We start from the raw sequence: 13638 nt of genomic DNA, 5'->3' as shown, positions 1-13638 counted from the left end.
GAAGCTAAGTGTTGGCTTTTCCCAAAAGCAGCGCATTTTATCATACTTTTGTATACTTGCAAAATCGGGATGCTCCCCATTCATTTCAACTAATTCTTCAAAAAACTTCAAAAAATCATTGATAAAAATATCGAGATCTATCAGTATCGATACAACACCGTAGCCTACAGTGATGAGCAAGAAGCCTAGTGGAGGGTAACGGTTGAGCGCTAAGGCTAAATAATTTATCCCTTGGCGAACAATCACTCTCACTTTTTGCAAATGCTTAATTGCCCAAATCAATCCAAGCAGTAGTAAGCAAGCGAATACTCCTAAAAGAACAAACAAAATCATTAAATTTTGCTTCAAAATAGGTTTAACCGTTACCAAGAGTAAGAAGAAAACATCATGTAGCGAATCAATTCTCACTCCACCAACTAGAGGCGCTTTAAACCAGAACATCCGGTAGCCAAAGCTGATTTCGTCTAAGGCGGCAAGCAGCCCTAAGAACGGGATAATTAGGTAAAACTTTCGAGCATGTTTATCCTTTAACTTTGTAAAAAAAATCAAACCAAGCACAAAGGTTTCAAAATATAAAATTGTGGTTAAGTTTTCTAATAACTCATTCTCTTCCACCAAAGCACTTCTTATATTAGGAAATAAAAACCATAGTCCGCTCAGAAAAGAAGCATTCAAAACAGTCAGTAGGATATAGAGTTGACCGAGGCTTATCCTTGTGGATAACCTTTCCCACCAATGCAATATTGATTGAATCTTCATTTCTTAATCTCCAGAGATATAAAACTATTTAAATTCATAAACGCGAATTTTCGGACCCCGATTAATTTTAGGAACCGGATTAAATTCATAAATAAGTTGAGCAGAGGAAATAAGGCGTTGATAATTTTTAACTATTTCTGGATACCTTTCCTTTTCTGCCAAATACAAATCATACCAATGGCTTATAACCATGTATTGGATACCCTTAGCTTCAATATCCTCAATATCTCCAATTTCTCCTATTCGACCAAAGTCTAAGGGTCGAATTTTAGCATGTCTCGTATAAATATTAGGCTCGATTTGGAACAAAGCTCCTTGCTTATCTCGATCAACTTGAAATAATTTGAATGAGGACTTTGGAAAATTAGGACCATAAGGTTCTATTAAAAGAGCACTTCCGCTTTGAATATTAGTAGTTACCCATCGTTCTGCCTGAATTCTTGTGTCGGTTCCAGAAGCTTCACGACCTTGTGCGAGGCTTGCACTTGAAAGAGAAGCAAGAATAATACAGAAAGAAAACAAAAATATCCAAGTTACTGATTTTATAAAATATTTGTTAGTCAAGTTCGATAGTTGATAAATAGCCCAAGAAAGTATTATACAACTGAAAGGAAGAATAGGAATAACCCAGTTATTCCACCTTAAACTGAGGAAAGATATAAATATTAAAAATATAAGGGGAAAACTAATTAATATTAATGCTTCTTTTCTTTTGGAAAAGGCACAGAATAAAAATCCAATACTCAACAATAGAATTCCATAAATCGAAAAAGAGTTTACAAGAGGATTTTCTATATACCATCTCAGGTTGGCGATCAGCCCGCCTCCCGTTACGCTAACTTGTTCCGATCTGGCTTCCTTTGCCACATCAATAAGCACTTGTTTAAAATCTATAAATAGAAAAGGAGAGCCTACAAAAGCTCCTGCAATACAGGCTGCAATACTGCTAAATACTTTGACCAAGCCTTGGTGAAGCCATCCTTTGCTAAGAAAAAAGGTCAAGATAATAGTCAACGCAAAAACAACAGCAGGATATTTGGTTACGATAGCTAGACCTAGCAAGAAACTAGCTAATACATAGTCTAATAATTTGTTTTTTTCAAATATTCTTAAACATAACCAAAATGAAAGCAGCAAAAGCAAGGGCATTAAACTGTCCATTCGCGCTAACTGTGAACCTGAGACATGAATCGGAGTGATAGCAATTAAAGCTGCTGCGACTAAACCTACTGTTCTATTAAAAATTCTCTTACCGACTAAGTAGACGAGCCAAATTGTGATCAGACCAAATAAGACACCAAGAAGACGCCCACTTAAAAAAAAAATAGTTTGATCTTGAAAGTAAAGTGCTTTAAAGTCATCAGCACTAGCAAAAATTCCTAAAACTCTACCTGCTAAAAAAACGCAGGCATATACAAAAACCAGTAGGTAAATAACAGTGGTTGCTGGATGACCAAACCAGTGAGGATTTAGATCGCGATTGGCTAACATCTCTACAGCATTGCTAACTCGTCCCGCTTCACCATTACTGTAAATATCAGGCAGATTAGCTTTAATTCCATAGAGACGCAGTAAAAAACCTGCTAATAAAATACCAAATAAAATGAGCTTTGAATGCCGAGATATTTGCTCTTCGTACCTAATCCAACTTCTCATGTTCTAGTACCTACTTATTTTATCAATCGTCAGGGCTAGTTTACTTTTTGAGCGCCTCCAGGCAACTTCTTTGGCACAACGCTTCTTCATAGAAAGCCAGGTTATCGCGGGCGATACGCTTCCAACTGTAGTGTTGTGCGGTAGCGTAAGCATTACGGCGTAGCTGCTCAAGGTAGGGGCGGTCTGTAACCAGGCGTTCCAAAGCCTGCTCGATCGCCTGACTATCGCGAGCCGGGACTAAAATACCATTTTCTCCATCACGCACGATCTCCATTGGTCCTGGTGTTGTTGTCGTTACAGGCGCTAGACCGCAAGCCATAGTTTCAGTGAGAGCCAAGCTAAACCCTTCAGAGAGGGTGGGCAAGAGCTTGATGTGATGTCCGCGCAGGAGGTCGGGTAGTGTGTCATGACTGTAGCGCGGAATGACTCGGATGCGATCGCGTACAGCCGGCTCGAAATCTGCATGGACTTCTGCTTCTGAGCAACCCGTTCCCAAAAAACTTACCTTCACTTGGGGATAGCGAGCGAGAATTGCATTTAATGCACTTGCGCCGTACTCAACCCCCTTTCGAGCAATATAATTCCCTACTTGGGTAATGTAAATGGCTGAATCCTCTGCTTCTGGCATCGGCTCGTAGGGTAGATTCAGAAATTTCTCTGGAACCCCATTAGCAACGATGCGCGTCCGTTCCGAATTGACACCCAACTTTTCAACAGCATACTCTGCATCGTGGTGATTGAGCAGCACAACCAGGTCCGCATAGCGCATGGAAGTCGCGACTTCCCACAGCCGGAAGCCTCCATGATAGAGCGGATACTTCCAACTCAACTGCAACTTGCCCCGACGAGCCTCCTCTAAGTTTTCCAGGTGCATACTATGCTCAAGACCGTGGCTGCGCGTCACTAGAAGAGGGGTGTTTTCTCTAGAGCTTCGGCGCATTTTTGCCCATATCCAAGCATCTCCGGTAGAAGCATCAACTACATTGACAGCTTCTTTGTTTACAAGAGCCGAGATCTGACTGGCTACAAACCCAGGAAACATTATCGACTCTACCAGCCCTGATAACTTGTCTGGAAGGTTATCGAAGGAATAGTATTCTACTTCGTGCCCTAGCTTTTGATATTCCTGACCAAGTTGCCACGTTGCACCAGGAGCACCTGCATTGGGATTTAGATCGTGATGAATGGTGAGCAAGATTTTCATGGGCTTACTTAGAGATAGATATCTCCATAAAAAGTGTCTTTCAAGTTTGCAAATTGTCTAATTCCATTGATTATCCCTGTAGAATCAGAATTCAAGTTTAGGAGGGTGAGATTCCGAGCAACTGATCAAGTTTTGAGTAAACCGCTGAGTTGGAGTAATGATTTTTGAACGTCATAGCAACTTCCTCAGAAAGCTTTTGAGCGAGTTCGGGTTCCTTAAGTAGGCGTAGAATTTGATGGGCATAAACAGTTGGTTCGTCTGTGATCAAGGCATTTACACCATCTATCAAATTCAACCCGGAAGCACCCGTTGTAGTCGTCACCGTGGGAATTGCATAAGCCATTGCTTCTTGCAGTTTAACCTTGGTTCCAGAACCGGTTAGTAAAGGACAAATCACCAACCTCGATTTTAAGTACAGATCGGATAAGTCCGGAACATATCCCAGACAGTCAACATTCTGTTCTAAAGATGCCTCAATTTGAACAGATTGGGTTACTGTGCCTGCAATCGCCAGCTTAGTATCTGGCTTCTCTTCAATAATTTCTGGAAAAATAGATGTGAGAAAAAAGTTGAGTCCATCTATATTAGGTTGGTATCTAGCGCCCACAAACAGCAGATCGTACTTAAACTCTCTAGAGGAGTATGAAGCTAGGCTGAGGAAATGGTTAGAATCTTCAACTAGATGTGGGATTAAGTGGAGTTTTTGAGACGAAAGATGTGAGCTGATGAGCGCCATTTCGTGGTGAGAATTAGCTAGTACCACATCAAATTTATTCAAGAGGTTAATTTCTCGATTCAAGTTAGATTCGTAGTCAAATTTCAGTCCTTTCAAATGAGATATATTTTTTCTTGCTATGCGAGCCTCACAGCATAGGTCGTGCATATCAATCAATGTTTTAGCTACACAGGAATTGGAATCCATAGCTAGATTAGCATACTCTAGGTAGTTAATCAATATGAAATTATATTTTTCGGTAGATACTAAATTTTTAACAAACTTAATATATCCAGGGGGGGTGCAGTATCTCGAATCAACAGGTAGCTGCTCTCGTAAGATTTTTTGATAATAAAAGCTTTGACTTCTAGAATACAAAAAATCAAATAAGTTATGCTCGTCTTCGTAAACCAAGATTCTTTCTGCCAACTTGAGGACTTCTTGCTTTTGTTCGGAGTCCCAAAGCTTACTTCTAAATTCATTGCTAGCTACTACATCTACCGAAAAAAAGTCATTACGCTCTTTGAAATAGTTTAATATTCCCACAATCCTACGCTTGGCACCAGTATTAATAGGTTTGAGCGGAAAGGGAAGATGAATTAGAATTTTGGTTCTATCTTGGTTCATTGGTTTTACTGGTTAAACTGTAGCCCGTCCAGGGAATTTATAAAATTAAATACAAACCGCTTTAATTGGAGGTCAACTTATTCTTACTAGGTTGACAACTCAGGGCAAACGCATCTAAATTGCCGGGAGAATAGTAGTAGTGTTTTGAGGAATAGCCACCGCTATCGGCAGTCAAATCTCTTTTCAATAAACTACAGCTATCGATAATAGTCGCAACAAGCACGGTAAAATTCCCGCTTGTTGACATGATGCGTTTGCCCTGGTTGACAACTGTAGGTTGGTATAATTCGCATAGTCTGGGGATTAATCGGCTGTCAGACAGGGTAAAAGTAAGTAAACTCAAAGTACAGCTTTGAAATAGTAGACTTAAATTTTTAGAGCTAGTAGATTAAGTTGACTAGACTTCTACTTCTCGCACAGCAGTAGAACACGTGGTTCGGGGTAAGATGGCAGAGTATGGATGCTGCTAAACCATTTACTAAGCGTGTTCATAAAATTTTCAAGCGTATACCAAGAATGCCTTGGTGAGCGAAATTCAGCTAATTCTGGATCTTCAATCGGAACGAATTCTACAAGCAACCAGCGCTTTGAGAACAGTGCAAATCCCTCTACTGTTTGCTCGAACTGTGGATGTTGCTCAAATACAATATGATGAACTAACCCCAAAGCCAGAACCATCTCGCATTGAAAGCGTTCAGTAGCAGCAACATATCGATAATTGGATAAACCATAAGCTGGAGTGGGTTGTGTAAAGTCCATGAGTAAGGGAAGAATCGGCAATTTTTTTTCATGAGCGTCATAATAAAGTTGTGTAACACACCCTATATCTTTATCAAAAGCTACTACTTGACTTCCTAAACTAGCAGCAAGCTTAGAATACGCTCCCGTATGGCAACCTATGTCTAGCACTGAGGAGGGGCCTAGCTCAGTGAGAGTTTTGTATACGCTTACCTGTTTGGCTGTCCATGTATCTTGGCATGATGACCAGGAGAAAGCTTCTGATTCTTCGGACAAGAGGGTTGTGAAGCAGGGTAAGCTAATGCTATGGACATCTTGCCGGATTTTCTCTAAAGATTTTAAGTAATAATTGTGTGTGATTTTTTCTAAAAACGAGGTCTGTGGGTTAGATTTTTGAGATTCTTGTAACTCGTTTAATTGTTGTAATTCTTGTAATTCGTTTAATTTTTGTAACTCTTTTGGTTTTTTATTAAAAGACGATTGAATAAGCTTCAATTTTTCTCTGAACACTTTAAGCTGTTCAGCAGGCAAAATTTCCATCAAACATAATTGTAAACGTGTAAGTAGTGGTGGGTTGGAAAGCCGTCTTGATAAACCAGAGCCTCGGGTTAACAACAAGAGATCAGTCTTGAGAACGCCCTCATTATCAACCATAAGCAGTCTTGCAACCTTATCTTTTCCTTGAGACATGAGAAGCAGTGGGTAAAGGCAAAGTTGAGAAAACTGAGCGTAGGCATCCCACCTAAAATAGTGCACGTATTCATCAAAAGGTCTAATTGAACCTAAATCCACAAAAAACGGTTCGCAGCCATCAAATAAGACGTTTCCTAGATGACCATCTTCTAAAGCAAAGCCACGTCGCGCCAGTTCTATAGCAATATCTAAAAGAGTAAGGGCAGCGTCCTTAATCATTGCTGGGCACCATTCAATAGAATATGACGTAAAAGGTATTGACCGATGACTCACTACCATGTCAAACCCGTTAACTTTTAAAGGGGTTAGTTCAGTCTCGATCAAAAGCCTTTGCTCTACCAGTAGTTGGATTACACCTTGTTCAAACAATTGTGTAAAAAATGGTGTTCGCTCAGAACCTATTCCACGATATAGTTGCCCGCTCCACTTAAAAAGTCTCATCTTATAATCAGCAATGGAGTGGGGATGAAAACTTATTGCACTAGATATAATTTCGGTCATGAGTTTAACTTACGATACTTAAGGGACTTCTTCAGCTTAATTTAGAGCTAAAAATTTTTTGAGTTCGACAATATAAGCCTGTTAATGCTGAACGAACTTGTTTAGAGATTAGTGCGGGGAAGCGAAAGTTTTCCTCTACTTTCCACGAACCGAGTAAAAGCTTTCTTGCCTTCCCCCTGCCTCGTGATCCTAGCCAACCACTAATGGGAGTGATTGAGGTCTATCTAAACTGAACTCCTGGTATGTTTAGGACGTAATACTGACCTCATAGCGACATACAATACATACGTCAGCAACTTCAACGAAGAGAGAATTACCTTTAAGGAATATGAACATAACAGAGCTTCTCTGATTTGATTCATTGCAGCACTAATATCACCTAAATGAGTAAATTGTCTAGCAGAAGTTAAAGCATAAAGAGCATAATTTTTTGATGCTGTTTTGGAGAGTCTATCTGCTTTGTTTTCCGGCAAGTAGTTCTTGACTATTGCAATAGCCTTACGCACATCTTGGATATTTTTTCCAGCGCGTATAGTGCGTCCTGTAAGCGATGTTGAATGTTTACGACGGATTGCCAGCGGCTCAACTTCATACCAAACGGGGTATTGTGCAGCAATACGCACCCACATTTCCCAATCTTCACCCCAACAAGATATGCGACGATCAAATCCTCCGAGTTTTTCGTAAACCTCACGTCGCACGACAATGGATGGCGTTGAAATCCGTTGTATTTCAGCAATTCGCTCCAACCAATTACTCAAAATGCCACTTTCAACCTCTTCTAGTTGCTCAATATCTCGCCAGTGACCGTGTTCATCCATCTTGAGAGTGCGACAGAAAGCCACACCAATTTCTGGTTTTTCATCAAAGGCTTTTTGTAGCTTACGATAGAAGCCATCTCGTACACAGTCATCACCATGAAGTAAATGCACCAACTTCCCACGAGAGCGCTGCAAGCAGGTTTCAAAATTTTTGATATAGCCGACATTTTCTGGCTGTTGATAGAAGCTAACACGCCCCTGTCCTAATTCCTTTACTACGGCGGCTGGGTCGTCCTGAGTAGAGCAATCGTCTACGACTTCAATCTGCATGAGTTCTGGTCCTGGCGCTTGTGCTAATACGCTAGCTAGGGTCTCGCGTAGATAGCTAGCACAGTTATAAGTCGGGATCATTACTGACCACAAGGGACGATCTACTCCTTCTGGCATAGGTGCAATAGTTGCTCGATAAGGGAGCTGCTCCATAACTTAGTTCATTCCTTGTTAATTATTCGGGTTTTACTTGGCATTAAGGCTGGGTGGATCTTCCAGTTGAGTATTTGTAGACTTAGCTTGATGCAATGTTGACAAAATCATGAAGTATATGATGCGAGGAAGTAACTTCATGAGGGCGAGAATTACTTTTGGTGAAGTAGAGCAGTTTAGCGCTTCTCTAACTTGGCTCATAGTAGCACTCAAATCACCAAGTTTGGCAAAATTTATAGAATGTCCAAGCGCATATAAGGCATAGTGTTCTAATGCCCTATGTGAGAGCTTTTCTGATGTTTGTTCAGGCAAGTAGGCTTTTACAATCTGAATAGCTATTCGTATATCCTGGATGTTTTTTCCAGTGCGTCTAGAATTACCTGTAAGAGATGCCAGGTGTTTACGATAAGCGGCTAAAGGTTCCACTTCATACCAAACTGGATATTGTGCAGCAATCCGCACCCACATTTCCCAATCCTCTCCCCAGCAAGTAAAGCGAGAATCAAAACCACCTAGCTTCTCATAAACCTCTCGTCGCACAACAATAGCAGGTGTTTCAATCCGTTGTCTAACAGCAATTCGTTCTAACCAATTTCTGAGAATACTACTCTCAGCTTGTTCCAAATCAGTAAAATTAAGCCAGTGTCCCTGCTCATTCATTCTGATGATGCGACAGAAAGCAGCACCAATCTCTGGTTGTTCGTCAAATGCTCGCTGCAACTTGTGGTAAAAGCCATCGCGTACACAATCATCACCATGTAGCAGATGAATGAGTTGACCTTGCGATCGCTGAAGGCAAGTATTGAAGTTCTGGATATAGCCAACGTTTTGGGGATGGCGATAGAAGCCAACACGGCCTTTTCCCAATTCTTCAACTACTGCTTTTGGATCATCCTTGGTGGAACAATCATCAACCACTTCAATCTGCATTAAATCGGGGCCTATATCTTGAGCCAGCACACTCGCAAGGGTTTGGCGCAAATATTCGGCACAATTGTAGGTAGGGATCATCACCGACCATAGGGGTCGTGGGGTTCCCTCTGGAAAAGGGGGTATTGTTGTTCGAGAAGGATGTTGTTCAGGCATAACCATTGCACCTTATATAATATAAGTTGACTCCTCGTGGCTCTTTCATCTAAATAAGTTAACTCTTCTTTGGATTGCCTGTTTCATCACTATTGGTAATTTGCTTAATACTTCTTTAAGAGATACTGTTTCTGGATCAACTTCTTTTTTCATTTTTTCTATAGCCCGCAGATAAAATTGAGGATGTACAATTGATAAATGAGAATAGGGATTCTTATTTATTTGTATTTGTTGCTGTAGTGAAGGGCTAACTTCTAAATAACTCTTTTTTACAAACATCAAAATGTTTTGACGAAACCAAACAGCAACATTTTCGTTATTCCATATCTTGTGGCGAATGCAGTCAACTACTACAAAGCCTCGTTTTTCAAATAGATTTATCCAATAATCTTGCCACTGAGTATTTATATGGTTTTCTCCCCACTGGTAAGGAATTGCCGCAGAAAATAGAATGACTGAACCCAGATTGGTCAGCGAATCAATAAATATCTCGGCACAATTAGGAGGAAGATGTTCAGCAACTTCTAAAGATACAACCAAATCAAATTTTTCATCTAATGTTAGAGATTGGGTTAAATCAAAAGGCAAAAATTTTGTTTTAGGAATGACTAAACTACTGTTCTCCACATAATCTCCATCAATTCCGAGAATTTCCTCTACACCATTTTCTTGAAAAACTTTTAGCCAAGTTCCATCACCACATCCAATATCAATTACTCGTTGTGCTGGGATAATTTCTAAAACTAATGGAACAATATATTGGGCCGCTCTCAAAGAATATTTTTGATTTGTATGGAAAAAATCAGTCGTATATTGATTCATTGTTCATTCCTCTTTTTTAGTTAAAAAAAATTGCTTTCTTACTCAAATTGGTGAAATAGAAATAAGTTTTGGAGATACTGTTTTTACGGAAAGCCCATTTATCTCCCTCTACTTATTAAGGGTTTGCTGCATTTGATGATATTTCCAGAGATTGCCACGCCGTTCGAGTAACTCTTGGTATTTTCCCTGCTCCACAATCCGCCCTTGTTCAAGCACCACCACCTTATCAGCTTTAGCAATTGTAGATAAGCGATGGGCGATCGCAATTACCGTGCGTCCAACAGAAAGCTTTTCCAAGGAGTCCTGAATCAATCCCTCGGATACAGAATCTAAAGCGCTGGTTGCCTCGTCTAGAATTAAAATGTCTGGATTACGCAATAAAGCACGGGCGATCGCCAGCCGCTGACGTTGACCTCCAGACAGCCGCACCCCCCTGTCTCCTAGTTGAGTGTCAAAGCCTTCAGGCATCTGTTGGATAAATTCCAAGGCATTGGCTTGTCGGGCTGCTTCTTCAATTGCCGCTTGAGTTGCCATTTCTGTACCGTATGCAATATTGTTTCGGACAGAATTATTAAAAATGAATGTATCCTGACTCACCACCGCTAGCTTTCGGCGCAGCGAGTTGATCTCAAACTGCCGCAGAGCGACTCCATCGATGAGAACTTCACCCTCTGTGGGGTCGTAGAATCGCGGAATCAGGTCAGCTAGAGTTGTTTTGCCAGCACCAGAGGCTCCAACCAGTGCCGTCATCTGTCCTCGCTCAATCGTTAGCGTAATGTTATTTAAAACCCAATTACTGTCATCGTAGGCAAAATCCACCGATACTAAGTCGATTGAGCGCTTTAAGCCGACAAACTCCCTATCACCATTTTTAAAATATTTTTTATTATCCGTTCTTAAAAGTTCCTTAACGTTTTCTACCGCACCTTGCAAACCGACAATACTCGCCCATGCTCCATTGATCTCCTGGAGAATTGGCACTATGCGAAATAATACAAAGAAAAATGTCAGCAATGACCCTATTTGTAGAGCTCCCTTGGCTACAAAAATCGCGAAAGCTGTAGCAATCATACCAATAAGAATTGTGGTTCCTAAACCTTCTGCCAGAGGTTTGATGATTGCCGAGCGTCGTACAATTTTAATAGAGGTATTGACGAGGTTAGAAGTAGCATTATAGTAACGCTTACGCTCAAAATCTTGAGTAGCAAATGCCTGAACTGTACGAATCCCGTTAATAAATTCAATAGCTGTTGATGTGAACTGACCGCTAGCTGATGAAATTTCAAAGCTCGCCTCTCGCACTTTGCCATTCAATGTTGATAAGCATACTATCAAAAGACTGAATAGCATCACGGATATTATGGAAAGTTGCCACGACAGCACAACCATTGACCCTAGGTAGATTATGATGGTTAGGATTCTAGTGAATAAGAAAGCTGCTCCATTAAAAGCGTACTTAATCCTCTCAATTTCAGTCGTGATGGTATTGATCAGTTCGCCAGACTTTACCTTCGCAAAGTAACTCAGACTCAAAGCCTGAAGTTGTTCAAAAATCTGTATACGGAGCCGCTCCAGCAGGCTGAGTTGAGTAAGCTCAATGTAAACCTGTGATAAGTAATTAAAAGTTGAACGTATCCAACTGCTTAGCAGAATCAGAGCCGATATCCGATAAAGCCGACTACTTGCGGATGTATTGACTCCCAGAACCCAAATATCAATCCAACCGATTCCTGTCTGAATTGGCTTCGCATCAGGGCTGGTCAAGCTTTGTAAAAAGGAAAGTAAAAAACCAATGCTAACCCCCTCGAAAGTGGCAGCTAGAAACGAGAATACTAATGCTAAAATTGCAATTTTACGAAAGTGCTTGAACTCTCGTAGTATCAGGTAGTTCTCTTTCCACAATTTTGTAGTCTTCAGCAGACTGCGAACTGGAACCGGAAGTTTAAAGGACATGAGTTTTTCTAGGGAGTAGTGTCAATCTGCATATCTTGAGCGTTAACCCTCAGTTCCATGCTGGGCAAGAGTTGGAGGAGCTGGTTGATGAACGCGATTTTTTTAAAATCTGATGAGCATTTGCATTATACCTTTGAGTTTACTTCACTTAAGTCAGTAATGCTTTCAGGTAGATGTCCTCCCTCTTTTATAATTTCCGAGATATATTTAAGATTTGCCAACAACAAATCAAGATTTTTGTAGGATAGTTAGCGAAGCAAAGCCTTAGCCCAATATTGCTTCTACCAACTTTGCAGAAAGTGTAGAAGCTTTTTAAATTGAATATCAACCTTGCTGTGGAACCCCATCAAACTCATGCGAATTATTTCCCTTCATCTGAGCTTCGACCATTTCCAATAGCGTAATCAACTGTGATTAATCTTCTGAGCTAAACCGCGCAGCTTCCCCTAGAGTCAAAGGATGTGAATCCATCAAGCTAATCTCACCGCGTAGCACATTCAACAACTGCGGTAACTTATCCACGTTGTACTTGCACATCAAACGGACTAACCATGCACTCCGAAAATCATCATTAACTATGGTGGTGCGAAACTTAAGAAGTCGGAAGAGTTTGCCCCGTGACCCAATGTGCCATTCCCTAGAGAAAATCGCTCCTGGTGAATAAATGTAGATCAATATAGCTGTTGCCAGCATAACTGGACTCTCTACTATCAGCAAGAGGAAGGCAACAATCCAGTAAATCAGTTGCTTGAGTGGCTGGCTAAACTGGCTTTGCCTTCTAGTCATTCGAGACAGTTTTTGAGCGACGCTTCCCCGTATAAATACGGATTTATTGGCTTTCTCACAGGCCCCTGCCCAGCGATTTAGCACTGCCTCACCTAAATTTAGGTCGAGGCGAACCAGCCGTACGGGAGATTGTTTCAAGCACTCTACTACCTGTTGCTCACTCTCAAAGGCAGATATGTAGGGCTGTTTGTCCTGGTTTCCGAGACTGATGAACAACTGCCCCTGCCGCCACTTAAGAATGCAGTGAGGTAAGTAATTGTTTGAATGCTGTTGCTCTACAGAATAGTAGATATTTAAATTGGAAACTGTTGAGTTGACCATAGGTTTTGAATTACAGGCTAATTTTAGTATTTTTTGTAGGTAGGATAAAATTACTCAACAGCTTCTTGTAACTGTTGCTACACATTACTTCAGTAGAATCACCTCCCTATGGTTATACCACAGGTTAAGAGAAAGCTAAAAGATTTTACAAAAATATATTATTTTATAGGTATTGACAAAAACTACTACTTAGTGTGTTAGAGAATACAAACGAATAAGTGATACCAAATTCGGGTGAGTTACCCTGTTTATGATGGTCGAAAGAAACTTCGCCCACTGGGAGCGATCGCCAGCTACAGCAGATTGCAGGTTTAGGAAGTACACCCCATATCCCTAGATCCCCGTAGGAACACTGAGGGCATTGCCGTGTCTCTACAAGGGCTTTCTAAGTAGTTAAGCAAAATTAATTACATAATTATCTAGGACTTACGCATTGACAAAATAACAAAATAGTGCATTTATAAATATGAGTAGTCTAGAAACAGGAATTTGACAATGAGAAAAACTACCAAACCCTCGACAGCACAATGCAA

At 40.7% G+C, this 13638-nt stretch carries 10 protein-coding genes; all 10 read right to left on the bottom strand.

Going from position 1 to position 13638, the window contains the following annotated elements:
- Positions 1–759, bottom strand: a 759-nt coding sequence (locus tag QUB08_RS29955) for a hypothetical protein (RefSeq protein WP_333229692.1), incomplete at its 3' end; no start/stop codon positions are given.
- Positions 760–783: 24 nt separating this feature from the next.
- The gene (locus QUB08_RS29950) at positions 784–2415 is read right to left on the bottom strand and encodes a glycosyltransferase family 39 protein (RefSeq protein WP_333229690.1); all 1632 of its coding nucleotides are present in this window, start codon (positions 2413–2415) and stop codon (positions 784–786) included.
- A gap of 40 nt (positions 2416–2455) precedes the next feature.
- Positions 2456–3619, bottom strand: a complete 1164-nt coding sequence (locus tag QUB08_RS29945) for a glycosyltransferase family 4 protein (protein WP_333229688.1) — start codon at positions 3617–3619, stop codon at positions 2456–2458.
- A gap of 97 nt (positions 3620–3716) precedes the next feature.
- Positions 3717–4961 (bottom strand): glycosyltransferase, encoded by a 1245-nt coding sequence (locus QUB08_RS29940; RefSeq protein ID WP_333229686.1) that lies wholly within the window; start codon positions 4959–4961, stop codon positions 3717–3719.
- Between the two features lie 405 nt (positions 4962–5366).
- Positions 5367–6893 carry a hypothetical protein gene (locus QUB08_RS29935; protein WP_333229684.1) on the bottom strand — a complete coding sequence of 509 codons (1527 nt, stop codon included), beginning with the start codon at positions 6891–6893 and terminating at the stop codon, positions 5367–5369.
- Between the two features lie 224 nt (positions 6894–7117).
- Positions 7118–8137 carry a glycosyltransferase gene (locus QUB08_RS29930; protein WP_333229682.1) on the bottom strand — a complete coding sequence of 340 codons (1020 nt, stop codon included), beginning with the start codon at positions 8135–8137 and terminating at the stop codon, positions 7118–7120.
- A gap of 33 nt (positions 8138–8170) precedes the next feature.
- Positions 8171–9223 carry a glycosyltransferase family 2 protein gene (locus QUB08_RS29925; RefSeq protein ID WP_333229681.1) on the bottom strand — a complete coding sequence of 351 codons (1053 nt, stop codon included), beginning with the start codon at positions 9221–9223 and terminating at the stop codon, positions 8171–8173.
- Positions 9224–9268: 45 nt separating this feature from the next.
- Entirely contained in the window at positions 9269–10045 is a 777-nt protein-coding gene (locus tag QUB08_RS29920; protein ID WP_333229679.1) for a class I SAM-dependent methyltransferase, read from the bottom strand.
- A 108-nt stretch (positions 10046–10153) separates the two neighbouring features.
- Positions 10154–11998, bottom strand: coding sequence for a heterocyst formation ABC transporter subunit HepA (hepA, locus tag QUB08_RS29915; RefSeq protein ID WP_333229676.1), 1845 nt, complete (start codon positions 11996–11998; stop codon positions 10154–10156).
- A gap of 414 nt (positions 11999–12412) precedes the next feature.
- Positions 12413–13105, bottom strand: a complete 693-nt coding sequence (gene hepC / locus QUB08_RS29910) for a heterocyst development glycosyltransferase HepC (protein ID WP_333229675.1) — start codon at positions 13103–13105, stop codon at positions 12413–12415.
- Positions 13106–13638 lie beyond the last annotated feature (533 nt).

Source organism: Microcoleus sp. BR0-C5, from assembly GCF_036705045.1.
Taxonomy (GTDB): Bacteria; Cyanobacteriota; Cyanobacteriia; order Cyanobacteriales; family Microcoleaceae; genus Microcoleus.
The sequence above is the reverse complement of the archived record's forward strand: the minus strand, read 5'-3'. Positions and strand labels throughout refer to the sequence as shown.